Source organism: Achromobacter sp. 10T422, assembly GCF_056394065.1.
The window spans coordinates 333466-359039 of the sequence record NZ_JBFTHD010000003.1; the positions used below are offsets into that span (position 1 = coordinate 333466).

General features: G+C 64.5%; 20 protein-coding genes. 11 read left to right on the forward strand and 9 right to left on the reverse strand.

The window, feature by feature from the left end; translation table 11 throughout:
• Nucleotides 1–76: 76 nt before the first annotated feature.
• Complete coding sequence (locus AC1DB0_RS09155) at nucleotides 77–1027, forward strand: LysR family transcriptional regulator (protein WP_476757387.1); 951 nt, start codon at nucleotides 77–79, stop codon at nucleotides 1025–1027.
• Nucleotides 1028–1064: 37 nt separating this feature from the next.
• Here the strand turns inward: AC1DB0_RS09155 and lhpI are convergent, their stop codons facing one another.
• Nucleotides 1065–2006 carry a bifunctional Delta(1)-pyrroline-2-carboxylate/Delta(1)-piperideine-2-carboxylate reductase gene (lhpI, locus tag AC1DB0_RS09160; RefSeq protein WP_476757388.1) on the reverse strand — a complete coding sequence of 314 codons (942 nt, stop codon included), beginning with the start codon at nucleotides 2004–2006 and terminating at the stop codon, nucleotides 1065–1067.
• A gap of 404 nt (nucleotides 2007–2410) precedes the next feature.
• On the opposite strand from lhpI, the gene AC1DB0_RS09165 reads away from it, so the two are divergent.
• The 5 genes from AC1DB0_RS09165 to AC1DB0_RS09185 all read left to right on the forward strand — a co-directional run bounded on the left by AC1DB0_RS09165 (nucleotide 2411) and on the right by AC1DB0_RS09185 (nucleotide 9218).
• Complete coding sequence (locus AC1DB0_RS09165) at nucleotides 2411–3349, forward strand: ABC transporter permease (protein WP_054421119.1); 939 nt, start codon at nucleotides 2411–2413, stop codon at nucleotides 3347–3349.
• Complete coding sequence (locus AC1DB0_RS09170; RefSeq protein WP_245636246.1) at nucleotides 3346–4251, forward strand: ABC transporter permease; 906 nt, start codon at nucleotides 3346–3348, stop codon at nucleotides 4249–4251. Before AC1DB0_RS09165 ends, AC1DB0_RS09170 begins: the two co-directional genes overlap by 4 nt.
• 67 nt (nucleotides 4252–4318) lie before the next feature.
• The gene (locus AC1DB0_RS09175) at nucleotides 4319–5896 is read left to right on the forward strand and encodes an ABC transporter substrate-binding protein (protein ID WP_054421121.1); all 1578 of its coding nucleotides are present in this window, start codon (nucleotides 4319–4321) and stop codon (nucleotides 5894–5896) included.
• Nucleotides 5897–5988: 92 nt separating this feature from the next.
• Nucleotides 5989–7443, forward strand: coding sequence for an amidohydrolase family protein (locus AC1DB0_RS09180; RefSeq protein ID WP_476757389.1), 1455 nt, complete (start codon nucleotides 5989–5991; stop codon nucleotides 7441–7443).
• Complete coding sequence (locus AC1DB0_RS09185) at nucleotides 7440–9218, forward strand: ABC transporter ATP-binding protein (RefSeq protein ID WP_346552499.1); 1779 nt, start codon at nucleotides 7440–7442, stop codon at nucleotides 9216–9218. The genes AC1DB0_RS09180 and AC1DB0_RS09185 overlap by 4 nt, the downstream gene beginning before the upstream one ends.
• A gap of 36 nt (nucleotides 9219–9254) precedes the next feature.
• On the opposite strand, the gene AC1DB0_RS09190 is transcribed toward AC1DB0_RS09185, so the two are convergent.
• The gene (locus AC1DB0_RS09190) at nucleotides 9255–9911 is read right to left on the reverse strand and encodes an aspartate/glutamate racemase family protein (protein ID WP_054421124.1); all 657 of its coding nucleotides are present in this window, start codon (nucleotides 9909–9911) and stop codon (nucleotides 9255–9257) included.
• 91 nt (nucleotides 9912–10002) lie between these two features.
• On the opposite strand from AC1DB0_RS09190, the gene AC1DB0_RS09195 reads away from it, so the two are divergent.
• Nucleotides 10003–10959 carry a LysR family transcriptional regulator gene (locus tag AC1DB0_RS09195; protein WP_054421125.1) on the forward strand — a complete coding sequence of 319 codons (957 nt, stop codon included), beginning with the start codon at nucleotides 10003–10005 and terminating at the stop codon, nucleotides 10957–10959.
• Here AC1DB0_RS09195 and AC1DB0_RS09200 read toward each other — a convergent pair.
• From AC1DB0_RS09200 to AC1DB0_RS09210, 3 genes are all read right to left on the reverse strand, one after another.
• Entirely contained in the window at nucleotides 10956–11888 is a 933-nt protein-coding gene (locus tag AC1DB0_RS09200) for an N-carbamoyl-D-amino-acid hydrolase (RefSeq protein ID WP_175170696.1), read from the reverse strand. The two genes, AC1DB0_RS09195 and AC1DB0_RS09200, sit on opposite strands and share 4 nt — an antisense overlap.
• Before the next feature lie 84 nt (nucleotides 11889–11972).
• On the reverse strand, nucleotides 11973–13442 hold the full coding sequence (gene hydA / locus AC1DB0_RS09205) for a dihydropyrimidinase (RefSeq protein WP_476757450.1): 1470 nt from the start codon (nucleotides 13440–13442) through the stop codon (nucleotides 11973–11975).
• A 288-nt stretch (nucleotides 13443–13730) separates the two neighbouring features.
• On the reverse strand, nucleotides 13731–14156 hold the full coding sequence (locus tag AC1DB0_RS09210) for an Lrp/AsnC family transcriptional regulator (protein WP_054421128.1): 426 nt from the start codon (nucleotides 14154–14156) through the stop codon (nucleotides 13731–13733).
• Nucleotides 14157–14280: 124 nt separating this feature from the next.
• Between AC1DB0_RS09210 and AC1DB0_RS09215 the strand changes: the two genes are divergently transcribed.
• From AC1DB0_RS09215 to AC1DB0_RS09230, 4 genes are all read left to right on the forward strand, one after another.
• Nucleotides 14281–15333, forward strand: coding sequence for an ornithine cyclodeaminase (locus AC1DB0_RS09215; protein WP_054421129.1), 1053 nt, complete (start codon nucleotides 14281–14283; stop codon nucleotides 15331–15333).
• A 181-nt stretch (nucleotides 15334–15514) separates the two neighbouring features.
• Nucleotides 15515–17002: an EAL domain-containing protein gene (locus AC1DB0_RS09220; protein ID WP_054421390.1), complete on the forward strand. Its 1488-nt coding sequence runs from the start codon at nucleotides 15515–15517 to the stop codon at nucleotides 17000–17002.
• Nucleotides 17003–17090: 88 nt separating this feature from the next.
• Nucleotides 17091–18641 carry a hypothetical protein gene (locus AC1DB0_RS09225; RefSeq protein ID WP_476757390.1) on the forward strand — a complete coding sequence of 517 codons (1551 nt, stop codon included), beginning with the start codon at nucleotides 17091–17093 and terminating at the stop codon, nucleotides 18639–18641.
• 10 nt (nucleotides 18642–18651) lie between these two features.
• Entirely contained in the window at nucleotides 18652–20541 is a 1890-nt protein-coding gene (locus tag AC1DB0_RS09230) for a hypothetical protein (RefSeq protein ID WP_476757391.1), read from the forward strand.
• 9 nt (nucleotides 20542–20550) lie between these two features.
• On the opposite strand, the gene AC1DB0_RS09235 is transcribed toward AC1DB0_RS09230, so the two are convergent.
• The 4 genes from AC1DB0_RS09235 to AC1DB0_RS09250 form a co-directional block, all read right to left on the reverse strand.
• Complete coding sequence (locus AC1DB0_RS09235; protein ID WP_054421132.1) at nucleotides 20551–20763, reverse strand: DUF1059 domain-containing protein; 213 nt, start codon at nucleotides 20761–20763, stop codon at nucleotides 20551–20553.
• A 203-nt stretch (nucleotides 20764–20966) separates the two neighbouring features.
• Complete coding sequence (locus AC1DB0_RS09240) at nucleotides 20967–23099, reverse strand: putative bifunctional diguanylate cyclase/phosphodiesterase (protein WP_427948534.1); 2133 nt, start codon at nucleotides 23097–23099, stop codon at nucleotides 20967–20969.
• Between the two features lie 184 nt (nucleotides 23100–23283).
• Nucleotides 23284–24390: a YcjF family protein gene (locus AC1DB0_RS09245; RefSeq protein WP_476757392.1), complete on the reverse strand. Its 1107-nt coding sequence runs from the start codon at nucleotides 24388–24390 to the stop codon at nucleotides 23284–23286.
• 40 nt (nucleotides 24391–24430) lie between these two features.
• On the reverse strand, nucleotides 24431–25384 hold the full coding sequence (locus AC1DB0_RS09250) for a LysR family transcriptional regulator (RefSeq protein ID WP_175170626.1): 954 nt from the start codon (nucleotides 25382–25384) through the stop codon (nucleotides 24431–24433).
• Between the last annotated feature and the right edge of the window lie 190 nt (nucleotides 25385–25574).

Sequence of the window (25574 nt, forward strand, 5' to 3'; positions counted from 1 at the left end):
GTACGGGGCAAATTCTGGGCTTCCGGCCCGCGTTTTGGTAGCCAACCTAGGGGTACATCCGTTATACGATAGGCGTATGACCACCTCTGCCCTGACCGCCGCAGCCGGCACCGACCGCATGCTGCTGATCGAAACTTTCGTGCGTATCGTCGAGGCCGGCAGCCTGTCAGCCGCCGCCGCGCAGATGGGCGGCACGCAGCCGACCGTCAGCCGCCGATTGCAATTGTTGGAGCGCACCTTTGGGGTGCGCTTGTTGCAACGGTCCACGCATGCCATCCGCCTGACCGAAGATGGGCAGCGCTGCTACGAACGCGCCAAGGAACTGATCGCAACGTGGCAGTCCTTTGAAAGCGAGGTGCGTGGCGCGGGCGATGAACCCATCGGCACGTTGCGCGTGGTGGCCCCGCATGCGTTCGGCCAGGACCAATTCGTGGAGCCGCTGGCGCGATATCTGAAGCAGTATCCGAACATGCGCGTGGAATGGCTGCTGCATGACCGCATGCCCGACCTGATTGCCGAGAACGTGGATTGCGCGATTCGGGTGGGCGCGGTGACGGACCCGTCAGTCATTGCCGTGAAGTTGGGCGAGGTGCCGCGCATCGTGATCGCGTCGCCCGATCTGTTGCAGGGCGCGCCCGTGCCGCAAGAACCTGCCGAGCTGGCGCGCTTGCCGTGGCTGGCGCTGCGTACGTTCTATCGCACCGAAGTCAGCCTGACGCATTGCACGACGGGAGCGACGGAACGCTTCGGCATTCAGCCGCGCTTATCCACCGATGGGCTGCATGCGTTGCGCAAGTCGGCCGTGCTGGGGCTGGGCGTGGCCTTGGGATCGGCCTGGGCGATGCAGGACGATTTGGCTGCGGGCCGCTTGGTGCATCTGGCGCCCGAGTGGCGCGCAGACGCTTTGCCCGTGTTCCTGGTGTATGCGCCGTCGCGCTTTCAGCCGGCGCGGCTACGCCGCTTTATCGAAATCATGCGCGAGCATCTGCCGGTGGAATTGGCCGAGCCGGACAGAAATCGCATTTGACCCATGCATCTCCCGCGCTTCACCTGCGCGTCTCCCCTCAAGCCGCGTCGCTCACCGCCTCATACACCAACGTCGCCAGCGTCAAATCCTCCAGCGCGCTGCCCACGGCCTTGAACACCGTAATCTCGTCATCACGTTGCCGGCCCGGACGTTGTCCCGTCGTCAACTGATGCAAATCTCCTTGAATCGCGTCTAGCGTCAGCACGCCCGCATCGAAAGCGGACAGCAGATCGCCGGACTTGGTCGGCGCTTCATCCGTGTCCACGTACACCGTCGTGCCGTCAAAGCAGGCGGGGTCAGTTTCGCGCATTTCGGGTTTGAAGCTGCCGATCAAATCCAGGTGTACGCCGGGGCGCAGCCACGCGCCCTGGATCAGCGGCACGGTGGACAGCGTGGCGCAGCTGATGATGTCGGCCTGGCGCGCGGCGGCTTCCAGGTCGGTCGTGGCGTTGGCGTCAAAGCCTTGTTCGCGCAGGCTCGCCGCCAGCGCGTCGGCGCCGGCTGCGCGCACGTTCCACACCAGCACACGTTCAATCGGGCGCACGGTGCGCATGGCTTGCGCGACCAGCCCCGCGATGCGGCCCGACCCCACGATCAACAACGTGCGGGCATCCTGTCTTGCCAGATAGTCCGCGCCCAATGCCGCCGCGCCCGCCGTGCGGTAAACGGTGACGATGTCGCCGTCGACTTGGGCAATGGGCACGCCGGTGGTGGCGCTGTACAGGTTGTAGGTGGCGTGCAGGCCCGGCAAGCCCTGATGCGTGTTCTCGGGAAAGATGTTGATGATCTTCACGCCGAAATAACCGCGGTCGCTCCATGCGGGCATGATCAGCGTGGTGCCATGCGCCGTGCCGGACTGGATGGCGTGGACGTGGCGGGGCGGCACGGTGGCGCCGTCGCGAAACGCGTCCCGCAAGGCGGGAATGACGGCGTCAAAGGACAGCGCGTTGCGGGTCTGTTCAGTGTCGATAAAGCGCATGGGATCACTGCCTGAAAGGGGTCAATCAATCAAAGGGCCGCAGGCAGTCTAGCAGCGCGTCCCCGGGCGGGTCCCTGGCAGGCCGTTCGCGGCTATCAATCTTTGCGCAGGCGTCATAACGCCCCGTTATCGGATGCCCTTTTGTGCGGTGCTCCGAATGCGCATAAATACATTGCAGATCAAGGGTTTGCGATGCGGAAGCGGCGATGTGCGCCATTCGCTTCATAGTGGATTTCCCTGGGTCCACGCGGCTCGGGCGCACTGGCATTCTTCGACCACCGTAAGCCCCCGGGGCGCACCAAGAGAGGTTGCTTTATGCCGAGATCCGTTCACCCTGCCGCCGCACAGTCCCTGCCGGGCTGCTGCAACGGCGGGCCGAATTCCGCGACCGGAGTTCGCGTCGCATGATCCGGCAACTGCTTAACCGTCTGTACATTTCCCTGCCCGTGCTGCTGGGCGTGATCGTGGTGTGCTTCGTGCTGCTGCAAGTGGCGCCCGCCGACCCCGCCGCCGTTATCGCCGGCCCGACCGCGTCCGCCGACGAACTGGCGCAGGTGCGCCAGGAGCTTGGTCTGGACAAGCCGCTCGCCGTGCAGCTGACCGGCTATATGTGGCGTCTGGTGCATCTGGACCTGGGCCGCTCGATGATTTCGAACGTACCCGTCATCGATGAAATCGGCAGCACCATCGGGGCCACCGTTGAATTGATGCTGGCCAGCGTGATCTGGTCGATACCGCTGGCGATCCTGCTGGGCACGCTGGCGGCGTATCGCCGCGGCAAGTTGATCGATCGATTCGTCATGACCTTGTCGGTGGTAGGCGTGTCGCTGCCTGTGTTCTGGGTGGGCCTGCTGCTGGTGCAGCACGTGGGCGGGGCTGGCATCCTGCCTTACATCGGCCGCAACGGCCCATTGTGGACGCTGGCCGGGCTGGAATCCATTGCGTTACCCGCGCTGACGCTGGGCTCGGTGCTGATCGGGCCGGTTGCGCGCATCACGCGCACTGCCGTGATCGAAACGCTGAGCGGTGATTACGTGCGCACGGCGCGCGCCAAGGGGGCGGGCGAGTCCCGCGTGGTGCTGCGCCATGCGTTGCGCAACGCGCTGCTGCCGATCGTGACGCTGGTGGGCCTGCAAGTGGGCAACCTGCTGGGCGGCGCGGTGGTGACCGAACAGATCTATTCCTGGCCCGGCGTGGGCCGCATGGCGGTGGGCGCCATCTTCGCTGGCGACTTTCCGCTGGCGCAAGGCGCGATTCTGGTCACGGCGCTGGGCTTCATCATCATCAACCTGATCGTGGATCTGCTTTACGGCTACCTGGACCCGCGAGGACACAAATCATGAGCGCAGGTTCGACTTCTTCGATGGGCGCCTTGCCGCCCCAGGCCATGGCCACGCCGCTGGCGCGCATCGGCGCCCGGCTGCGCCGCGATCCGATTCTGCTGCTATCGCTGCTGGCGGTCATCGCCATCTTGCTGACTGCGCTGTTCGCGCCGTGGCTTGCGCCGCATGATCCGTACTCCACCAACATGTCCATCGCGCGCAAGCTGCCGGGCTGGGTGTCGTCCGACGGCATCACGTATCTGCTGGGCACCGATGTGCAGGGCCGCGACATCCTGTCGCGCATCATCTACGGCATCCGCGCCACCTTGCTGCTGAGCGTGCTGGCGGTGATTGGCGGGTCGGGTATCGGCGCCATCCTGGGCATCCTGGCGGCGTACTACCGGCCGCTGGAAGGCGTGATCATGCGCGTCGTGGACGTGCTGCTGTCGTTTCCCGCCATTCTCTTCGGCCTGAGCCTGTCGGCGCTGCTGGGGCCTGGCACCGTGGCGATGGTGCTGGCGTTGGGCGTGTCGGCCATTCCAGGCATGGCGCGCATTGCACGCGGCTCCGCCATGGTGGTGATGAAGCAGGAATACATGGAAGCCGGCCATGCCATGGGCTTTGGCAACTTCTACCTGATCACGCGCTACCTGCTGCCGAACTGCTCGTCCATGCTGATGATCTACGCGACGCTGCAACTGGGCCACACGATTCTGCTGGGTTCGGTGCTGTCATTTCTGGGACTGGGTCCGCAGCCGCCGTTTGCCGAGCTGGGCAGCATGGCCGCCGATGGCCGCAAGTTTCTGCAGATCTTCCCGCACATCTCCACCATTCCCACGATGACGATCTTCTTCATCGTGCTGGCCTTCAACTTGCTGGGCGACAGCTTGCGCGATGCGCTCGACCCAAAGTTGCGCTTTTGATCCGTGCTTTTGATCCGCGCCAGAACCACATCACGCCACAACACACCACAACGGGGAATCCACCACCATGACGTTCATCAAAGGCCTGGCCGTTGCGCCCTTGGCGCTGACCTGCCTGCTCGCCGCACCGACGCACGCCGTCGCCCAAACTGACAAGACGGTGCTGATCCTGCGCGAGCTGGACACCGACAAATACGACCCGCATCGCACCACCGCGCGCGGCGCGGCTGAAGTGCTGTTCATGGCCGCCGACACCATGGTCGGCCTGGACTACGACATGAAGACGCCGGTGCCGGCGCTGGCCAAGAGCTGGACGGTGTCGCCCGATGGCCTGACCTACACCTTTGCGCTGCGCGACAACGTGACGTTTTGCAGCGGCAAGAAGATGACCGCCAAAGACGTGGTGGCCAGCTACGAGCGTTGGCTGAACCCGGAAACCAAAGGCCTGGAGCGCTGGCGCGCCGGCCCCGTCGACAGCATCACCGCGCCCGATGACGTCACCGTCGTCTACAAGCTGAAGAAGCCCTACAACGAGCTCTTGCAGCAGATGGCGCACTACATGCACTCGGTCATCAACATCGATCAGGTCAAGGAACTGGGCCCGGACTACGGCGTGAAAGCCTTTGACGGCACGGGCCCGTATTGCTTCCAGAGCTGGTCGCCGCGCAACGAAGTCGTGCTGACCAAGCATGCCGGCTACAACTGGGGCCCGTCGATCTACAAAGACCCGACGCCCAAGGTCGACAAGATCATCTGGAAGATCGTGCCCGAAGAAAGCACCCGCCTGACGGCGTTGCAAAGCGGGCAAGCCGACTTGTCGCGCTATCTGCCGCAATGGGCCATCAAAGACCTGAAGGCCGACAAGCGCCTGTTCGTGAGCCGCGCCGACCCGTTCTACTGGACGTTCTTCCTGGGCTTCAAGATCGACAAGCCCATGCTGACCGACGTGAATGTGCGCCGCGCCATCAATCTGGCGATCAACCGCCAGGCGCTGACCGAAGCCATCACCTTCGGCGAAGCGCAACCGGCGACCAGCATGCTGGCTACTAAAACGCCCGCCGGCAGCAATGACGCCTACCGCTACGACCCGGCTGCGGCCAACAAGCTGCTGGACGAAGCCGGCTGGAAGAAGGGGCCTGACGGCTACCGCTACAAAGACGGCCAGAAGTTGTCGCTGCTGCACTACGGCATCACCGGCTACTGGAAAGACATCATGGAAGCCGTGCAAGGCGACATGAAGAAAGTGGGCGTGGACCTGCGCGTGCAGCTGTTCGATTCGACCTCCGCCTGGGGCAAGCTGGCCACGCAGGAATTTGATGAATTCAGCATGAGCTTTGGCTACATGAGCACGGGCGAAGCGCTGAACAGCTACTTCCTGTCCAACAGCGTGCCCACGCCCAACCGCATGAACTGGAAAGACCCCGAGACCGACAAGTGGCTGGCCGAAGGCAGCGAGGCGCTGGACCCAGCCGCGGGCGACGCCATCGTGTCCAAGGCATTGACGAAGATCTCGGACGGCGCTGCGTGGATTCCGCTGTATCACGACTCGATGTACCTCGTGGGCGGCCCCCGCATGAAGCCGATGAAGGCGCATGGCATCTTCGGAGCTGCGGCCTACAAGGGTCTGGACATCGCGTTCAAGTAAACGACGACCCTGCGGCGCGGCCGGTGCCGCGCCGCAGGGGCTGCTTCGCCTCTTCATCGTTCCCCATCTTCAAGCTGTACTGAGAGCCTGCCGTGAGCGACACCAATCAAGCCCGCATTACCCACTTCAAGAACCTGTCCACGCTCGTCGCGTGGGATGCCGAACTGGGTTCGCACGTCTACATCGAAAACGCCGATCTGGTGATGCGCGGCAACACCGTCATCCACGCGGGCACCGGGTACGCCGGGCCGGCGGATAACGTCGTCGCGGGCCATGGCCTGATGGCGATGCCGGGTCTGGTCAACGTGCATACGCATCCGTCGTCGGAACCCGGCAACCGCGGCCTGCTCGAAGAGTTGGGCAGCGACAAGCTGGGCCAGAGCTCGTTGTACGAGTACATGCCCGTCTTCCGCATGGGCATCGAGACCGCGCAATATTCCAACCAGGTCGCCATATCGGAAATGCTGCTGTCGGGCGTGACCACGTTCGTGGACATGTCGCTGCCGCGCCCAGGTTGGGCCGACGTCGTGGCCGGCACCGGAATCCGTGGCGTGCTGGGCCCGATGTTCCGTTCCGCAGCATGGCGCACCACCGACGGCCACTCGGTGGAATACACCTGGGACGAGGCCAGCGCCGTTAAATCTTTCGAAGCTGCGCTGGACGTAGTGAATAGCGCCATCGATCATCCAAGCGGCCGTCTGAGCGCCATGCTGTGCCCCTCGCAGGTGGATACGTGTACGCCCGAACTGCTGAAGGAAGCGCAGGCCGCCGCGCGCCGCCTGGGCATCCCCATGCAGATTCACGCCGCGCAAAGCGTGGTGGAATTTTCCGAGATGACGCGCCGCCATGGCCGCACGCCCATCGAATGGCTGGACGACCAGGGCTTGCTGGACCCCGACCTGATCATCGGCCACGGCATCTTCCTGAACGATCACCGCACGCTGTACTGGCCGCATGCCGACGACTTCGGCCTGTTGCAACGCTCTGGCGCGCACGTGGCGCACTGTCCCACGGTGTTCGTGCGCCGCGGTATTGCGATGAGCTTCCTGGGCCGCTACCTGCGCGCCGGGATCAACGTGGGCATTGGCACCGACACCTTCCCGCACAACATGCTCGATGAGATGCGCCTGGCCTGCTATGTGGCCCGTTTGCAGGCCGGCCATTTCCGCGCCGCATCCACCGAAGAAGTGTTCAATGCCGCAACGGTGAACGGCGCCAAGATGCTGGACCGCGACGACATCGGCCGCATCAAGGTGGGCGGCAAGGCCGACTTTTCGCTGGTCGACTTGTCACACCCCTACATGCGCCCCGGCCGGGAACCGTTGCGCAGCCTGATCTATTCGGCTGGCGACCGCGCCATCCGCGACGTGTATGTGGACGGTGAACAGGTCGTGAAGAACGGCGAACTGCTGACCATCGACATCGAGCGCTGCATGCAGGAAGTGGAACGCGCGCAGGCGCAGACGATCGCGACGGTGTCGCAGCGCGACTACGCGGGACGCAGCATCGACGCCATGTCGCCGCGCGTGTTCCCCAGCCGCGCATGACGGAGAGCGCCTTGAACAACGAGACACTACTGGCGGTGGAAGGCCTGAGCGTGGCGTTTGGCGCCCGCGCCAACCCTTACCGCGCTGTGAAGTCGCTGGACTTCACCATCGGGCGTGGTGAAACGGTGGCGCTGGTGGGCGAGTCGGGGTCGGGCAAATCGGTGACGGCGCTGTCCATCTTGCGCCTGATCGAACGCGCTGGCGGCCGCATCGCCACGGGCGCGGCGCGCTTTGTGCCGCGTGACGGCCAGGAAGTGGACCTGTTCAAGCTGCCGGAGTCCAAGCTGCGCCGCATCCGCGGCAACGAGATCTCGATGATCTTCCAAGAACCCATGACATCGCTGAACCCGGTGATGACGGTGGGCGACCAGTTGGCCGAGGTCTATCTGCTGCATCAGGACATCTCGCGCGAGGAAGCCTGGACGAAGGCCGAAGCCATGCTGGTGGCGGTGAAGATGTCGGAACCGCAGCGCCGCATGACGCAGTATCCCGGTGACTTGTCTGGCGGCATGCGCCAACGCGTGATGATCGCGATGGCCTTGGCCTGCCGTCCGCAGCTGCTGATCGCCGATGAGCCGACCACCGCGCTGGACGTCACGGTGCAGGCCGAAATCATCGACTTGATCCGCGACCTGCAACGCGAAGTCGGCATGGCCGTGCTGTTCATCACGCACGACATGGGGGTGGTGGCTGAAATTGCAGACCGCGTGGTCGTGATGCGCCATGGCGACAAGGTCGAGGAAAACGCCACCGTGGCGCTGTTCGACGCGCCGCAACAGCCGTACACGCGTGACCTGCTGGCCGCCGTGCCCAAGCTGGGCGATGGGTCGCCTGACGAAGCCGTGGTGCACGACCGCCCCGCCGTGCTGGAAGTGGCGGGCCTGGCCAAGCGCTTTCCCGTGAAGGCGGGCGCGTTCGGCAAGGTGGTGGCCAACGTGCATGCGGTGGAAGGCGTGTCGTTCACGCTGCGCGCGGGCGAGACGCTGGCGCTGGTGGGTGAGTCCGGGTCGGGCAAGTCGACCACCGGACGCTTGCTGATGAAGCTGGTGCAGCCGACCGAAGGCGTGATCCGCCTGGCGGGCCAGGACGTCACGCATATGTCGCCTGACAAGATGCGCGACATGCGGCGGCATATTCAGATGATTTTCCAAGACCCCTACGCGTCCTTGAACCCGCGCCTGCATGCGTGGGACTTGGTCAGCGAGCCGTTGAAAGTACACGGCGGCTACACGCGCGAACAGCGCCGTGAACGCGCCGCGCAGCTGCTTGAACGCGTCAACCTGCCGCGTGAATTCCTGGACCGTTATGCGCACCAGTTTTCAGGCGGACAACGCCAGCGCCTGTGCATTGCACGCGCGCTATCGGTGAACCCGAAGATCATCGTGGCGGATGAACCGGTGTCGGCGCTGGACGTTTCCGTGCAGGCCCGCGTGATTGAACTGATGAAGGAATTGCAGGCCGAGATGGGCTTGTCGTACCTGTTCATTTCGCACGATATGGCCGTGGTGGAGAAGGTCAGCCACCGGGTTGCGGTCATGTATATGGGCCAGATCGTTGAGATCGGACCCACGCAGGAAGTGCTGCATCGGCCGCGTCATCCCTACACGCAGCGGCTGCTGTCGGCGGTGCCGATTCCCGATCCGGCGCGCCGCCATCAACGCACGGTGCGCGCGGCGCGGGATATCCCCAGCCCGATCCGCAAGGTGGGCGACAACCCGCACGTGGCAGAACTGGTGCAGGTCGCCGCAGGGCATTTTGTGCAGCAGGCGGCGTGATGAATGGCGCGCGATGGCGCGCCATCCATACTCTTCCTATCGGCTGAACACCCTTCCCGCCGCCATCGCCACCGCCGCCTGCGTGGGCTCCACTACCGGCAGGCCGCATGCGTCTTCCAGCCGGCCACGCAGGTCGGCCATGCCGGCGCAGCCCATGATCAGCACCTCGGCGCCATGCGCATCGCGCAGCGTCTTGCCCACCGTCGCCATGCGCGCGAACGCCAGCTCGGCGTCGGCCAGCTCGCTGACTTTCATATCCAGCGACAACTCCGCGCAGATACGATCGGCCACACCCATCGCGCGGAAATAGCGCAGGTGGCGTGGCACGGACGCGGCGGCGATGGCGATGACGCCGATGCGCGTCGCCATGCTCATGGCCGTCAACACCGAACTTTCACCGATGCCCAGCACCGGCGCGGACACCAGGTCGCGCAGCCCATGCAGGCCGGGGTCGCTGAAGCAGGCGACGATGAACGCATCCGTCGTGTCTGCTTCTTGTAGAAACAACTGCGCCATCGGCGCGATGCTGGCGTCGGCTTCTGCCTGGGTCTGAATGCCGGCGGGCCCGCCTGTCGACGTCAGGCAGCGGAACTCCAGCGGCAGGCGCTGGAACGGCACCACCGCCCGGGCGATGGCGTCGGTGACCTTGGTCAGCGAATTCGGGTTGACGAGCGTGATGCGAGCGGTGGACATGATTGAGTAGAATCCCTGCAAAAGAAGCGGAAAAAATTCGGCGCAAACGCGCGCTGACCCTACCGCTCAGGTCAAGAGGAAAGAAAGCAGCATGTCTGAATTACCCGGGAAGGTCCGGTCTGGCCCGCTGAACCTGCGGCAGATCGAGGTGTTTCACGCCATCATGATCACGGGCTCGCTTAGCGCCGCCGGGCGGCTGCTGCATGTGACGCAGCCCGCCATCAGCCGCGTCTTGGCGTCGATAGAACTGCGCTTGGGCTACGCGCTGTTTGAACGGTTCAAAGGCCGCCTGCATCCCACCAAGGAAGCGCGCAAACTTTTCCAGGAAGTGGAATCCATTCAGGCGGGCGTCAACCGGCTGAACGACATGGCTGCTGGCATGGCGGGCCATGGCGGCGGGCTGGTCAGCGTGGTGTCCAGCCCCAGCTTCGGCGAATGGCTGATCCCGGCGGCGACGGCGAAGTTCTGCGCGCGCAACCCGGGCGTGCGCATCCGCTATCGCCCATTGGGCATGGATGCGCTGCTGCCCCAGCTGCTGCTGGGGCATGCGGACATCGCTATCTCTACGTTCAAGCCCGAGCATCCCAACCTGATCACCAGCGAGCTCGCGCAGGGCGAGATCGTCTGCGTGCTGCCCGCGGGCCATCGGCTCGCGCGCGAAAGCGTCATCCATCCGGCGATGCTGGCTGGCGAGATGCTGGTGGGCTACGGCCGTGATACGCCGCTGGGCGAAACCTTGTTCAACTACCTGGAGCCCTTGGGCCAGGCGGTCACGCCAGCCATCGAGGTGCGTTCGTCCCAGACGGCGTGTTCGTTCGTGCGCCAGGGCGTCGGTGTGGCCCTGGTGGATTCGTACGGCCTCACGGATACGTTGATGCACGGCATCGTGGTGCGTCGTATCGAGCCAGCGATTTCGTTGTCCGTGCACGTGTCCCATTCCCGGATCGAACCTCCGCCATCCATCGCCAAGGCGTTTCTGACGCAGTTTTCCCAGATCGTCAAAAAAGAATTGCCTGCCATGACGCAGGCAATCATCAACCGGGCTTAAACCACTTCTGGCACGGGCAGCGGTTCGCCCGCGCCGGTGCGTTCGGTGATCAGCTTGTAGTGGTGCGGGCTGCGGTGCTTGGCGAAGTTGAACACGTGGTCGCGGAACGTCTGGCCCATGCCCAGGTCGATCTTCGCGGTGATGACTTCGTCTTCCTCGCCGCTGGAACGCGCCACGATTTCGCCCGACGGCGCCACGATCATCGAGCTGCCGATCATGTGGTGGCCGTCTTCATGGCCGCATTTGGCGGCGGCGCCGACCCACACTGCGTTCTGATACGCGCTGGCTTGCAGCACGATTTCGTGCGTGGTGGTGCGCCAGTGCGCGGGCTCGTCCCAGTGGATGTTCAACGACGGCGTGTTGTAGCCCAGCACGATCAGCTCGGCACTTTGCAGCGACATCACGCGATACGTCTCGGGCCAGCGGCGGTCATTGCACAGGCACATGCCGATCTTGACGTCGTTGGTCTCCCACACGCCAAAGCCCAGGTCGCCCACTTCAAAGAACTTCTTCTCCAGATGCTGGAACGGCGCGTCGACCTTGTGGTCCGAGTGGCCGGGCAAGTGAATCTTGCGGTACTTGCCGATGATCTTTGCGCTGCGGTCGACCAGGATGGCGGTGTTGAACTGGCGGCCTTCCGGCGTGAGCTCGGCATAGCCCAGATAAAAGCCGATGCCCAGCTCGCGCGCCGTGTCGAACAGCGGCTGCACATCGGCGTTGGGCATGGTTTTTTCGAAGTAGCGGTCGACAGCTTCGGCGTCTTCCATCCAGTAGCGCGGGAAGAACGTCGTCAGCGCCAGTTCCGGGAACACGACGAATTCGGCTTTGCGGGCGGCGGCCTCGCGCATCATGTCGACCAGGCGGCGCACGACCACCGCGCGGGTGTCGGCCAGGTTCACGGCGCCCATCTGGGCGACCGCCAGGCCCATTTTGCGGGAGGGGGTTGCGTTGCTCACGATATCAATCTCCAGGGTGTTCTTATCGAATGGGGTTCAGGTGATGGGCGTGGTGCATCACGGCTCAATCACGGTCGGGAAAATCTTGCGCAGCAAAGCAGCGCGCGGCGAGATTTCGCGCGTCTTCTGCAACGGGGCGGGCAGACCTCGCGCGATGAACTGGCCGCGGCCGCGTTCGGCATGCAGGGCGCCGTCATCCACGATGACGTCGCCGCGGCTGATCACGGTGGTGGGCCAGCCCGTAACCTGGCGGCCTTCATACGGCGTGTAGCCAACGTTGTCGTGCAGGCCATTGGCGGACAAGGTCACGACGCGTTCGGGGTCCCAGATGGCGATGTCGGCGTCAGCCCCAACGGAGATCGTGCCCTTCTTCGGATACAGGCCGTACATGCGGGCGTGGTTGGTGGACGTCAGCGCCACGAACTGCTGCAAAGTCAGGCGGCCGCTGCGCACGCCTTCGGAGAACAGCAGCGGCATGCGCACTTCCAGGCCGGGCAGGCCGTTGGCGATTTGCTTGAACGTGGTGGCGTCGCCAGCGGGCAACTTGCCGGATTCGTCGTAGCGGTACGGCGCATGGTCGGACGACAGCAGCGCCAGCGTGCCGCTATCCAGGCTTTGCCACAGCGCCTGTTGCGACACGGGGTCGCGCGGCGGGGGGCTGCAGCAGAACTTGGCACCTTCCACTCCGGGGATGTCGATGTCTTCGGCGGTCAGCAGCAAATAATGTGGGCAGGTTTCGCCGTAGACGGGTGCGCCCAGCGTCTGCGCGGCGTGAATCGCCTGCGCGCCGCCTTGCGTCGACACGTGCACGATCAGCACCGGCACTTCCAGCACAGAGGCCAGGCTGATGGCGCGTTGCGTGGCTTCGTTTTCGGCAATGGGGTCGTGGCTGACCGCGTGGTACTTCGGCGCGGTGTGTCCGGCCGCCAGCAGATGGCGCGCAATCCAGCTGATCACGTCGTTGTTCTCGGCGTGTACCATCGGCAACGCCCCTTCGCGCGCGGCAATGGCGAACACGTCCAGCAATTGCTTGTCGTCGAGCTTGAGCTTGTCGTAGGTCATGAAGACCTTGAACGACGTGATGCCGGCGCGGATCAGCTCGGGCAGGTCATGGTTCAGCGTCTGCGGCGTGGGGTCGGAAATGATCAGGTGGTAGCTGAAGTCGATGACTGACTTTGCCGCCGCCGATGCGGCGTACTCATCGGCCACCTGCCGCAGCGACTGGCCGCGATGCTGCGCCGCGAACGGCACGATGGTGGTGTTGCCGCCGTGCGCGGCCGAGACCGATGCGCTGTACCAGTCGTCGGCGCACAGCACGCCCATGCTCGACAGTTGTTCAACGTGGCAGTGGCTGTCGATGCCGCCGGGCATCACCAAGCGGCCCGCGGCGTCGATGGCGCGCTTGCCGGCAGGAAGCTTTGACGAGATCGCGGTGATGACGCCGTCAACGATGCCGATGTCGCCAATAAAATCGGCATCCGCGGTGACGATGCGGCCGTTGTGCAGAGTCAGGTCGAAGTCGGTCATGGAGTGTGGGGATGCAGGGTTGCCTGCCGCAAGGTGCCCAAAGCCGGGCGCGGCTGAAGATGCAAGCATGCATGCGTCCGCAGAAATTCGATACCGCGCGGCGGCGCCTCGTGCAAGGCGGTGGCGTGCGCGGGCGATTCTGCTAAGGCACTGATTGGATTGACGATTTAGCGGCGGCGGGCCAAGGCCAAGTGCCCCACGCATAACGCTGGATCATGGACGCTATGCAAAGTTTTATATCGGGTTTCCCCGCGCTCTCGTGCGTGGATTGCCCGAGGGCGCGATGTCTTAGAACGCCTTGAACGTCTTCAGATGAATGCTGGTCTCGGTGGCCGAGATGCCCTTGAGCGTGCGCAGGCGATCCAGCACTTCGGACAACTGGTCGATGGTGGGCACGCGCAATTCCGCCAGCAAGTCCCAGCGGCCATTGGTGTCGTGCAGGCCCGCCACGCTGGGTTCGCCCATCAGCAGGTTCACGATCTTGCGGGTTTCATGACCTTCGACGGCGATGCTCATCCAGGCCACGATGTCATCGGTTTCCGCTTCCGGGCGCAGCCGCACGGTATAGCCCACGATGATGCCGCGCTCTTCCAGTTTGCGGATGCGGTTGTCGATGGTGCCGCGCGAGACGTCCAGCTTCTTCGCCAGCGTCGCCACCGACAGGCGGGCATTGGCGCGTAACAGGCCCAGCAGGCTTTGATCCAGCGTATCCATTGTGAAAAGTGCTAATTGTGGCTGTCGAATTGCCAGAATCTTAGCGTTTCGTGTGGAATGTTGTCACTATGAATTGATTTGGCCGTCAGCCAGAATTTCTGTTCCATAACTTGGGGAGAAAAATATGACGACACTGCTGACGACTTCCGACGTTGCCAACATCGTGGCCTTGCAAGGCCCGCGCAAGGTCTTCACCGACCTGCTGGACTATGTGTTGGCCGACTTTCTGCGATGGCAGGAATTCGATAAATGCGCACGCGTAGCCAGCCATTCCGCCACCGGCGTCATCGAACTGATGCCCACTGCCGACAACGAGCTCTACAGCTTCAAGTTCGTGAACGGCCACCCCGACAACCCGCAAGCCGGCCTGTCCACCGTGATGGCCTTTGGCGCGCTGGCGCACGTCAGCACGGGTGAACCGCTGCTGATCAGCGAACTGACGTTGACCACCGCCTTGCGCACCGCCGTCACCTCGGCCCTGGCCGCGCGCGCGCTGGCCCGCCCCGATTCGCGTTCGATGGCCTTGATTGGCAACGGCGCGCAAGCCGAATTCCAGGCGCTGGCGTTCCACTATGTGCTGGGTATCGACACGCTGCATGTGTATGACGTGGACCCCGAGGCCACCCGCAAGCTGGAAAGCAATCTGGCTACCGTTGCGCCGTCGTTGCGCATCGTGCGTTTCGACAGCACCGCCCAGGCCGTCAAGGGCGTGGACATCATTACCACCGTCACCGCCGACAAGGCCTACGCCACCATCCTGACCGCCGACATGGTCGAACCCGGCATGCACATCAACGCGCTGGGTGGCGACTGCCCGGGCAAGACCGAGCTGCACGCGGACGTGCTGCGCATGGGCCCGGTGTTCGTGGAATACGAACCGCAGACGCGTATCGAAGGCGACTTGCAACAGATGCCGGCCGATTTTGCCGTGACGGAATTGTGGCGGGTGCTGACCGGCCAGAATGGCGGCCGCCCAAGCGCGGATGCCGTGACCATTTTTGATTCCGTGGGCTTTGCGCTGGAAGACTTCTCGGCCCTGCGCTGGTTGCGCGATAGCGCCGCGCGGCATGGCATTGGCGCCCAAATTGAAGTGGCGCCGCAATTGCAAGACCCGAAGAACCTGTTCAACGTGGTGCGCACGGCCCGCAATGGCCAGTCCGCCCTGGTTCAGGGATAAGCGGGCAGCAGGTTTTGCCAAAAAAAGAACGCCCATTCACGAGATGGGCGTTTTTCTTTTTGGGGGACGGGACGCTTGCGGTTACATTGCCTTACGCGCAGGTGCTCCCCTTGAGAAGCGCCGCCAGTGTCCCTCCCTTACCCCGATGTCACGTATTCGAATTACGGCCGTAGTCCTGTTGATGTCGACGCTGGGTTTCCTGGCGGGCTTGTTGGGCGGACGGCTGATTGAACTGAATCAGGTCGACGACCGGCTGGCGGCCCATAATTCCCGCCTGCTGGCCCACGCCCTGCGCGTGGCGCAGGAAAGCCATCGCCTGATCGACGCCGCCACGCACACGACGGCGCTTTGCTCGGCGTCCGACATTGCGACGTTGCGCGTGCTGTTGTTCAACGCCACCTTTCTGCGCGACATCGGCCGCCTGCGTGACGGCATGCTGGTGTGTTCCGCCGCGTGGGGGCTGTTGGCGGAACCCCACGCGTTGCCGCCCGAAGCCTTCAAGACCCGTAACGGCGTCACGCTATGGGTGGGCGCCGCCAATATCATCGACCGCCGCATCATCGGCGACATGGCCGCGCGCAATAACGTGGTGGTGTTTACCGCGCCGGGCGCCTTTGACGGATTTCCCGAACCGGGTTCCGGCATCGACGCCAAAGTCGAAACGCGCGATGGCGCCCATGTGTTCCGCCGCTTTGGCCGCACCGACGGGCTGGCATTCAACCAAGGCGACAACGCGTCGCAAACCAGTTGGCGGGCCGAACGCGTGATTGCGGAATGCGCGCCCGGCACGGTGGACATCTGCGCCGTATCGCGCGCCCATGTGCAGTCGTGGTTCCCCTTGCCCGCCTTGATCCTGGCCTCTGCCGGCGCGCTCGTGGGCGGGCTGCTGGCGGGCTTGTGCGTGTTGTGGCGCCAACAATCCAAGAGCGATCGCGCCACCTTGCGCAAAGCCATCCGGCGCGGCGATGTGCAGGTCCGCTATCAGCCTCTGCGCGAACTGGCGACGCGCCGGCTCGTGGGCGTGGAGGCCTTGGCGCGTTGGCGCGCGCGCGACGGCTCGGCCGTGCCGCCCGCGCTGTTCGTGCCGCTGGCGGAAGAGATCGGCCTGGGGCGTGAGCTGTCGCGGCTGGTGACGGAGCGGGCGCTGCACGAGCTGGCGGGACGCCTGCGCACCGACCCGGCGTTCTACGTCAGCATCAATGTGTCGGCGGAAGATTTGCAGAACGACGCGTATCCCGATTTCTTGCTGCGCCGGGTGAACGAACAAGGCATCGCGCCGCAACGGGTGGCGCTGGAAATCACCGAAGGCACGCCGCTGGCGGACAGCCATGTGCTGGGCACGATTCGCACCTTGCGCCGTCAGGGGTTCCGGATACTGATCGACGATTTCGGCACCGGCAATTCCAACCTGAACTACCTGGCCGAGATCCAGGCCGACGCCATCAAGCTGGACCGCCGCTTCACGCAGGCGATTGGCGCGGAGCAGGCGGGCACGCTCATCATTGACCACGTCATCGATATCTCGCGCGAGCTGGGCCTGGGGCTGATCGTCGAAGGCATCGAAACCGAAGAGCAGGCGCAATACCTGTCGTCGCGCCAACCCGCCACCATCGGCCAGGGCTGGCTGCTGGGGCGGGCGGTGCGGGCGGAGGATATTCCGCGGGAGTAGCGCGTGGGGTGCAAGGTGCCCCCCCACGGCCGTGACACCTTGCACCCGTATACTGGCCCCCTTTAAATCGCCAAAAGGACCCGCCACGATGACGCCTGCGCCCGGAGATATCTACGTCGTTCATAACAGCCGACTCGATGCCTATACGGCGGTGCAAGTGACCCATGTGGGGGGCGAAAATCGCGCGGGGCTACTGGCGGTGTTGACGCTGGACTGGCTGGGCAAGAGCCTGCCCGACGACGCGGCGCTGGACGCCATGCGGCCCGGCAGTTTCGACTTCATGTTCTGGAATGCGCACCGCCAGCACCTGTGGCTGCAAGGTCCTGTGCCGCAGCGCTTTCAGCATGTGGGCCGGCGCGAGCCGCTGGTCACGGCCGATACCCAGAGCTTTGGCGGTGGCTGGCCGGATGGCGATACGCATTTTCTGCAACGCCGCTGGGATGCCATCGACGCCGATGTGCGCGCGCGTTTCAAGACGGCGGCCCGGGTAGAACGCCACGACAAGACGGTGGTGCTGGAGGCGGGCGGCCTGGCATTGACGCGGTCCACGGGCCGCGTGAACGGCAAGGTGCTGAGCGCGCTGGCCGCGCTGGCGGACCTGGATGCCCTGCCCTTGCTGACCACGGTGGAAGCCGATGCGCCCGTGCCTGGGCTGCTGCCGTGGCTGCGCACACGGCCTACGATCAACGAACTGATTCTGTCGGGCCAGGACACGCCCGTCATTGATCTGCGCGGCACGAACCTGGGGCGTGTGGCCATCGACATGACGGGCGTGCACGAAATCCATCTGAACGACGGCCTGGATACGTTGACGTTGAACGGCACGGCCAGCGCCGATCTGGTGGTGCATGGCGAAGACAACGGCCGTTGGCTCACGGTGAACCTGCAAGCCGTGGCGCCCGTGTGGTCGGGCTTGCCTGAGGTGTCGTCGCTGAACCTGCATGGCGTGAAGTCGTTGGACGCCAACGACATCGTGCAGGCGTTCCCGCGTTTGCAGGACCTGCGCATCTGGGGTGCACCGGGAATCTTGCAGGGCTTGGAACGCTTGGCGGCATTGAAGTCGCTGTCCACGTTGATGCTTAACGACGTGTTCCCGCCTGCGGATGCCGCCCTGCCGGGGCCGTCGGCATGGCCAGCGCTGGTCATGCTGTGGCTGACCAGCGTGCCGGCTGATTTGGCGGCGGCCGCCAAGAAAGCCTACAAGGCCGAGACGGCGCGCGGCTTGAACCTGAGCGTGCGCCAGCCGCGCAAGCCCGAGTGGCTGGCCGCGAATCTGGACAACCCGTTTCGCGAATGGGATGGCAGCGAATTCGTGACGTCGGCGCAAGCCAAGAAGGCCGCCACGCTGTACCGCAAGGCACGCACCGATGCGCTGAAGCTGGCGGCTGACATGGCCACGCAAGCCGGTCCGCTGGCCGACGCCTTGCGGCCCGTTGTGCTGGCGTACACCGAAGGCTTCAACGCCATGGACCGCCGTTCCAGCTTCATTGAAACGGTGGAACGCGAGCAGATCTACATGGCGCTGATGGGCATCGTCGACGCGGTGGAGGCCAAGCGGCGCGAGGTGGCGGGCGACGGCATCGACGCACTGGACCGCGCGCGCGTGGAAGAGGCCATGGACGAAGTGCGGGAGTTTTAAGATGACGCCCATGCTCACCCCTCTGACTCGCACGCTGCTTGCCGCCGCGCTCTTGTCCGCCAGCGCAACCCTCTGGCCCGCTGCGGCATGGGCGGAGAATCAGGACGCCGCCACAAGCGTTCCGGCATCCGCCGACGCCAGCCCGCCGCAGGCTTCCCCCTTCGTGCAGCACATGCAGGAGGCCCATCGCCTGATCGCTGAAAAGGACTGGCCCGCCGCTACCGGCGCGGCCCGCAAGGCAGTCGAAGCGGCGCGTCAGGGCGAAAACCACTACGAAGAATACGATGCCGTCGCCACGCTCGTCCGCCTGCTGCACAAGCAACAGCGCTACGACGAAGCGCGCCGCGAGGCCGAAGCGCAAATCGTCATTTTCGACAAGCGCAACGCCAGCGAAGACGCCACGGAACAACTGCTGGTGATGGCCGTGCGCGAAGCCGCCGCCGCCAACGAAGCCGCCGATGTGGCGCGCTTGCAGGCGCGCATTTACGCGCAGGGCAACGCCTACCCCGGACTTTGGACGCGTGATGCTGCCGCTGGCCGCTTGAACTACACGCTGGCCGGCATGAGCCTGCCGCTTGCCACGGGCCGCTGGGCCTTGGTCAGCTTCAAGCCGGCCGACAGCCGCACGGAGCGCGCGCAGCTGGATTACATGCAAACCCTGGACGACGGCAGTGCGCTGTCGGCCCGCATCTGGGTCTTGTATCGCGAAGACCTGCGCGCCAAAGACGCGCAAGCGCGGCGCCAGGCATTGGCCAGGCGGATGGGCGAACCCGAAGGCGACCAGACACCGGCGCCCGACACGGAAGCCGCGTTGCCGGGCTTGCCGTTCAAGGACGCCGTGGCCGCCAAGCGCGCGTTGCAGGCCGACTACCCCGGCGGCAAGGGCATTGAAGCGCAATGGATCGCGGCGCGCGGCGAGTGGTATGTCGAGGCGCGCGCCTCGTTCCCGCAAGGCAAGCAGGACGCGGCCATCGCCCAACTGCGTGAGCTGTTTGAGGCCATGACGTGGACGGGGGATGTGCGCCTCTTCCGTGACAAGACCATGCAGGAGCAGGACCGCGAAATCGATTCGTATTGGTCGATGGCGCATGACTGGGACCAGGCCGCCGAGCTGTCTGAAGCCGCCCTGCCCGATGCGGTCTTTCCGCTGGAGATTGCGCGCTTGAATACCGTGATCGGCCGCGCCGCCTATGACCGCGACGATCTGCCCGAAGCCCGGCGCAGCCTGGAGCTGGCGCTGCCGGCCTGGGCGCATGCGAGCAAGGCGTATCACGACGAATCGCTCTATCAGACCGCGCTGGATATCGCGGCTGACGTCGCGTACCGCCAAGGCCGCACGCAGGAAGCAGTGGCGTTGAATCGTCAGTTCATCCAGTGGGTGGGCAGCCTGGGCGATGGATGGTCACTCGCTGAAAAAAGCCCGGTGGTGGTGTACGACGACACGGGCATGACGCTGCCGTTGCGCATCGGCGAATTCCGGCTGGAGCCCATCGACTCGAACCGCTTTTACTATCGCAAGCTGAAGACAGGCGAACAATTGGGCCTGGCGCTGAACCAGAACGCAGCGGTGCCGGACGACAAGCTGGAAGCGTCCATGCGGTCCTTCATTGAAGACAACCTGGGCCTGCGCATTCTGAACCTGAAAACCGAGGCCTTCGCGCCGCACGCGCAGGAAGGCATGAAGGGTGCGGTACAAGGCCGTCAATATACGTTCCAGGTGGAAGCCAAGCCCCATGATGGCCGCACGATCAGCCTGAGCGGGCCGTTCGGTGCGCCGCCTGCGCAGATGGTGTTCTGGGTGGTGGACCGGGACAAGCGCCGCAGCATTCTAAGGGCGCCCCTGCCGGCGGAGGGTATCCAGACCGGCGTCGCGCAGTTTGTGCAGACGCTGGCCTGGTAAGCAGCGCGGTCAAACGCGCTGCGGTGAATCTGCGGGCGGCGTACCGTCGCGGAACATGCCTTTTAGTTGTGTGCGCAGTTCGGGCGAGTCGGTGTGTTTGTGTACGGTGGTGGCGTGCTGCACGGCGGTTTCCAACAGCTCGTCGTCGGAATCCGCGGCAAAGGCCACCGAGCAATTGATGTCGCTCGGAAATTCGCGGCAGTCGATGTATTTGCGAGTCATGGAATTCTCCTTGCGCAGCGCTCCGGGGGAGACCCCGCTGGGGCGGCTTGCGTGATGGCACTTCCGACGCGCGGCACGGCAGGCATCGGGCAGGATGGCGCGTCGCAGCGCACCCGATGATTTGAAAAGTATAGGTCTGGCCGGGCGCGCCAGGGGCCGCGAATTGCGGGGACGGCCCCTGATTCCGGGGCCGTCCGGCCGCGCTAGTCCGCGGCGCCGGGTGCGGCGTTGTGTGGGGCGTTGGGTGTGGCGTCGGCTGTGGCTTCGGCTGTGGCGTCGTGCGACACCGGCCGGCCCAGCAGATAGCCCTGGAAATGCGAGCAGCCTTCCTGCGTCAGCCGGTCCAGCTGCTCGGCGGTTTCCACGCCTTCCGCCGTGGTGGGAATGTCCAGGCTGCGCCCGATGCCGTTGATGGCGCGGATGATGGCCAGCGCCTCTTTGCTGGATTCCACGTCTTGCGTGAACGACTTGTCGATCTTGATCTTGTCGAACTCGAACGAACGCAGATAGCCCAGCGACGAATAGCCCGTGCCGAAGTCGTCCAGCGCCACCTTCACGCCCAGCTCCTTCAGGCGATTCAGTGTGTTCAGGTTGGCGGCGGAATTGGCCAGCAGCACGGATTCGGTAATTTCCAGCTCCAGCCGGCGCGCCGGCAGCCCGGACTTCGACAGCGCCGACTCCACCAGCGACACCAGCGCGCTATTGGTGAACTGGCTGGCCGACAGGTTCACGGCCACGGTTTCATGGTCGTCCCAGCGCATCGCTTCGGCGCAGGCCTCGTGCAAGGTGAAGGCGCCCAGCTCGTGGATCAGCCCGGTTTCTTCGGCGATGGGGATGAAGTCACTGGGCATGATCAGGCCCTTCACCGGATGCTGCCAGCGCATCAGCGCCTCGCGGCCCACGATGCGCACATGGCTTACGTCCATGATGGGCTGGTAATGCAGTTGCAGCTGCTGCCACATGATGGCCTGGCGCAAATCCATTTCGACTTCATGCCGCTTGAGCGCCGCCGTCTCCATCTCTGGCTTGAAGAAGGCCAGGCAATTGCGGCCATTGCGCTTGGCTTCGTACAGCGCCATGTCGGCGTAGCGCAGCAGATGGTCGGCGGTGCAGTCAGCCGTTTCGGCCAGCGCGATGCCGATGCTGACGCTGATGGGCACGGTGTGGCCGTCCACTTCAAACGGCTGGCGCACCACGTCGATGAGCCGTTCCGCCATCTTGCGCACGTCGTCTTTTTCGCCGATGTTGGGCAGCACCACGGCGAACTCGTCGCCACCCAGGCGGGCCAGCGTGTCGTGCTCGCGCAAACTCTTGGGCAGGCGCTTGGCCAGCAGCCGCAAGAGTTCGTCGCCGCAGGGGTGGCCCAGCGTGTCGTTCACGCTCTTGAAGTTGTCCAGGTCCAGGCACAGCACTGCCGTGCTGCGCCCGCCCGTCCGGCTGCTCAAGGCCTTGAGCAATTGTTCGCGGAACAGGCGCCGGTTCGGCATGCCGGTCAGCGTGTCGTGGTGGGCCATGTAGCGCACTTGCGCATGCGCCGCGTTTTCGTCGGTGACGTCGTCCGTAATCAGCAGCACGTAGCGCGAGCGCGGGTCGTTGCTGTGGAAAACCAGTGTCTTCGTGCGCAAGGTGCGCGGGCCGCGCGCGGTGATCAGTTCTTCTTCGGCTTCGCGCAAGCCGCCATCCGAGCGCAGCGCTTCATTGGTCAGCCGGTCGAACAGCGCGCAGACAGGCGGGGGCAGGCTGCGCTGCGCGGGCTTGCCCATCATGTCGCTGCGCGACGCGCCGAAGGTGGTCTCCGCCTGGCGGTTGGCCAGCAGGATGTTGCGCGACACCGCGTCCAGCACCAGCACGCACGACGGAATGTGCGACACCACGGCTTCCAGGAAGCTCGACAGCGACGTCAGTTCGCTATTGAAGTGTTCGGCCAGTTCCTTGGCCTTCAAGAGCTGTTGCTCGCGTTCGCGCCGTTCGGTGACGTCGCGCGTGATCTTCGCAAAGCCCAGCAGCGCACCCTGCTCGTCGTAGATCGCATCGATGACGACGTTGGCCCAGAACAGCGTGCCGTCCTTGCGCACCCGCCATCCCTCGGCCTCGAAGCGTCCTTGTTCGCGCGCGGTCGCCAGGCCGAATTGCGGCAGTCCGGCCGCCTGGTCGTCTTCGCTGTAGAAGCAGGCGAAATTTTTGCCGACGATTTCTTCTTGGGTGTAGCCCTTGGCGCGCTGGGCGCCGGCATTCCAGTTGGCGACGGTGCCGTCCGGATGGAGCATGTAAATGGCGTAGTCGACGACGCCCTGCACAAGGTGCCGGTACATGACGTCGGAGTTGTCGATGATCATTGGATGGGGGGCGGGCTGGAGCGGCCGCGTCTTGCGCGCCTTGCCGGCGCACACGTGGGCTGTCCCGCGAAAAAACTGAGGGATATACGGCTTAACGTCGTGGAGCGCGCAATATTTAACGCGTTAGCAGGAAAAGCGCGATTCTTGCGAATCGTGTCGCTGAAACACATTTGATTGCAGCGATCTACAGCTTCACCCGCTGTTTCAACGCCTGCGCAATCATGCCGATGTCGATGTCCTTGCCGGGGTTCTTCTGGCTGAAGTCATACAGCACCGCCACGTAGGCGTTGCCCAGCAGCTTGGTGATGGCGCCCGCCGTGGTGGCGGCGATGGTGCCGCCGATTGCGCTGCCCGCGCCGGGAATGAACTTCAGCATGCCCGACACGACCGAACGCCCGATCAGCGTGGCTGCCGACGCGCCCAGCGTGGACGTGACGAGCGTGGTGATGGCGGTGGTGTCCAGCTCCATGCCGAAGGTGATGCCGATCTTGGCGATCATGCCCACCTGAATGGGCACCAGCGCAAAGGCGTCCGAGAACGGAATGGGCGCGGCGGCGGCCGATGCGGCCAGCCCTGCGGCCACATTCACTTCTATCTCAGCCCGCTTTTTTTTTACTTCCAGGGCCTTCTTGTTGCGGGTGGACAGCGCGTTGGCGTAGGCGCGTTGCTGCGCCTCGGGGATGTATTCAGCCGTTGCTTCGATCAGGTTGTCCAGGCCCATCGGCGGCAGCTCGGCGTCCAGCTCGTCGATCCATTCTGGCAGCGCGCGCACCGCCACAACCTGCTTTGCGCGCGGCAAAAGCTTGCGCGCCTCGTCCAGAAAGGGGCTGTTCTTGCGCGCTTTCGTCAGCACGGCCACGACGGGAATGCCGGCGTTGGCCAGCATGTCGCACAGTTCGATTTCGGCGTCTTCAACGCGGTGGCTGCTGTCTTGAATGCACAGCCATGCCACGTGCACATGCTTGTCGTGGTCGTCCGAGGCGGAACGTTCCTGGATCAGGTCCGTCAGCTGTTGGCGCGAGCGCGCGTAGTCGCCCACTTCCAGGCCGCGCGTGTCGATGATGGTGAGCGGGTGGCCCGGCTTTGTGTATTCCTGCGTGCTTTGCGTGACGGGTTTGCCCGCGCCGGTCTTGGCCAGTTCGCCGCGAAAGACGGCGTTGATCAACGTGCTTTTGCCTACCCCCGTTTTGCCGGCGATAAGAATGTTCACACGGCCTGCGCCGCGCGTGGCCGTGCTGATGGCGTCGGCGATGGCGTCTTGCAAGGCGGGGGAGTCGGGGCGTAGCGGCATCGGGCGTGGGTGAAAGGCGTAAGGGCGTTCGGGAACAATATCAGATGCCGCTGACTTCCGTGCGGCCAGGGTGGCCGCCCGCGCCGTCATTGGCCGCAACCCCCAGCGCCGCCCGGATGTCCTCCAGGAACGCCACCGTGATGTCGTTCAGATACGGGCGCTTCTTGGCCACCATGCTGATGTCGACGTCATAGCGGAACGTGTTGGCGTCCAGCGCGTGCAAGAGGCCCGCCGCAACATAGGGCGCGGCAAAGTGTTCAGGCAGATAGCCCAGATGCGCGCCCGACAGAATCAGCATGGCGGCGGCCTCCATGTTGTCGGCCTGTGACGTGATGCGGCGGGGCCGGCCCGTGAACGAGGCTTCTGGCAGCGGATACGTGCGCCAGGTCCAGTCGGCGTTGGCCACCTCGTCCACTGTGACGCGGCCGGCGCGCGGCGCCAGCGGATGCGTTGCGCCGCAGTACGCCACCTGGCGCTCCTGGAATAGCGGCGTGTAGTCCAGCATCGGCACGCGGTGCAGAAAGTAGCCCACGGCAACTTGCATGTCGTCTTTCAACAGCAGCTCTTCCAGTTCGCGCGGCCCGCGGATCAGTACTGACAAGCGCACGGCTTCGTCGCGCTGGCGGAAGCGTTCGATGGCCTGTCCGATGCGCACGTTGTGCGCCATCGTGGCGTTGCCGATCAGGCCCAGCGTCAGGTCGCCCACCAACTGCCGATGCATGTTGCGCGCTTCGGCGCTGAAGGTGTTCAACGACGCCAGCGCGCCGCGCGCCAGTTTTTCAAAACGCTGGCCTTTCGCCGTCAGCCGGAAGCCGCCGCGTCCGCGTTCGCACAGCTTGAAATCCAGCCGCGTTTCCAGCGTGGCCAGCTGGCTGCTGATGGTGGACTGCCCCACGCCCAGCATGTCCTGCGCGGCCGACACGCCGCCCGCATCCACGATGGCGATAAACACCCGGATCAAGCGGAGATCAAGGTCGGAAACTTGGGAGAGCATAGGGTTAGCACCTATAAAACATCGACGTGCATCGATGCTTGTAAGTCGAACGAGATATGGATCAGCGTTGGCGTCATTCCTATTATCCACAGGGCTGTCGGGGCGGCTGAAGGAAGCCATCGACCGCACATCAAAACGGCCGGGCACTGCAATACGGTGAAACGGCGATTAATAACTTCTATCCGGCTCG

Bases quoted from the DNA above. Each gene is read 5' to 3' on its own strand.
- AC1DB0_RS09155 (WP_476757387.1), top strand. From the start codon at position 77: ATGACCACCTCTGCCCTGACCGCCGCAGCCGGCACCGACCGCATGCTG.
- lhpI (WP_476757388.1), bottom strand. From the start codon at position 2,006: ATGCGCTTTATCGACACTGAACAGACCCGCAACGCGCTGTCCTTTGAC.
- AC1DB0_RS09165 (WP_054421119.1), top strand. From the start codon at position 2,411: ATGATCCGGCAACTGCTTAACCGTCTGTACATTTCCCTGCCCGTGCTG.
- AC1DB0_RS09170 (WP_245636246.1), top strand. From the start codon at position 3,346: ATGAGCGCAGGTTCGACTTCTTCGATGGGCGCCTTGCCGCCCCAGGCC.
- AC1DB0_RS09175 (WP_054421121.1), top strand. From the start codon at position 4,319: ATGACGTTCATCAAAGGCCTGGCCGTTGCGCCCTTGGCGCTGACCTGC.
- AC1DB0_RS09185 (WP_346552499.1), top strand. From the start codon at position 7,440: ATGACGGAGAGCGCCTTGAACAACGAGACACTACTGGCGGTGGAAGGC.
- AC1DB0_RS09190 (WP_054421124.1), bottom strand. From the start codon at position 9,911: ATGTCCACCGCTCGCATCACGCTCGTCAACCCGAATTCGCTGACCAAG.
- AC1DB0_RS09195 (WP_054421125.1), top strand. From the start codon at position 10,003: ATGTCTGAATTACCCGGGAAGGTCCGGTCTGGCCCGCTGAACCTGCGG.
- AC1DB0_RS09200 (WP_175170696.1), bottom strand. From the start codon at position 11,888: ATGGGCCTGGCGGTCGCCCAGATGGGCGCCGTGAACCTGGCCGACACC.
- hydA (WP_476757450.1), bottom strand. From the start codon at position 13,442: ATGACCGACTTCGACCTGACTCTGCACAACGGCCGCATCGTCACCGCG.
- AC1DB0_RS09210 (WP_054421128.1), bottom strand. From the start codon at position 14,156: ATGGATACGCTGGATCAAAGCCTGCTGGGCCTGTTACGCGCCAATGCC.
- AC1DB0_RS09215 (WP_054421129.1), top strand. From the start codon at position 14,281: ATGACGACACTGCTGACGACTTCCGACGTTGCCAACATCGTGGCCTTG.
- AC1DB0_RS09220 (WP_054421390.1), top strand. From the start codon at position 15,515: ATGTCGACGCTGGGTTTCCTGGCGGGCTTGTTGGGCGGACGGCTGATT.
- AC1DB0_RS09225 (WP_476757390.1), top strand. From the start codon at position 17,091: ATGACGCCTGCGCCCGGAGATATCTACGTCGTTCATAACAGCCGACTC.
- AC1DB0_RS09230 (WP_476757391.1), top strand. From the start codon at position 18,652: ATGCTCACCCCTCTGACTCGCACGCTGCTTGCCGCCGCGCTCTTGTCC.
- AC1DB0_RS09235 (WP_054421132.1), bottom strand. From the start codon at position 20,763: ATGACTCGCAAATACATCGACTGCCGCGAATTTCCGAGCGACATCAAT.
- AC1DB0_RS09240 (WP_427948534.1), bottom strand. From the start codon at position 23,099: ATGATCATCGACAACTCCGACGTCATGTACCGGCACCTTGTGCAGGGC.
- AC1DB0_RS09245 (WP_476757392.1), bottom strand. From the start codon at position 24,390: ATGCCGCTACGCCCCGACTCCCCCGCCTTGCAAGACGCCATCGCCGAC.
- AC1DB0_RS09250 (WP_175170626.1), bottom strand. From the start codon at position 25,384: ATGCTCTCCCAAGTTTCCGACCTTGATCTCCGCTTGATCCGGGTGTTT.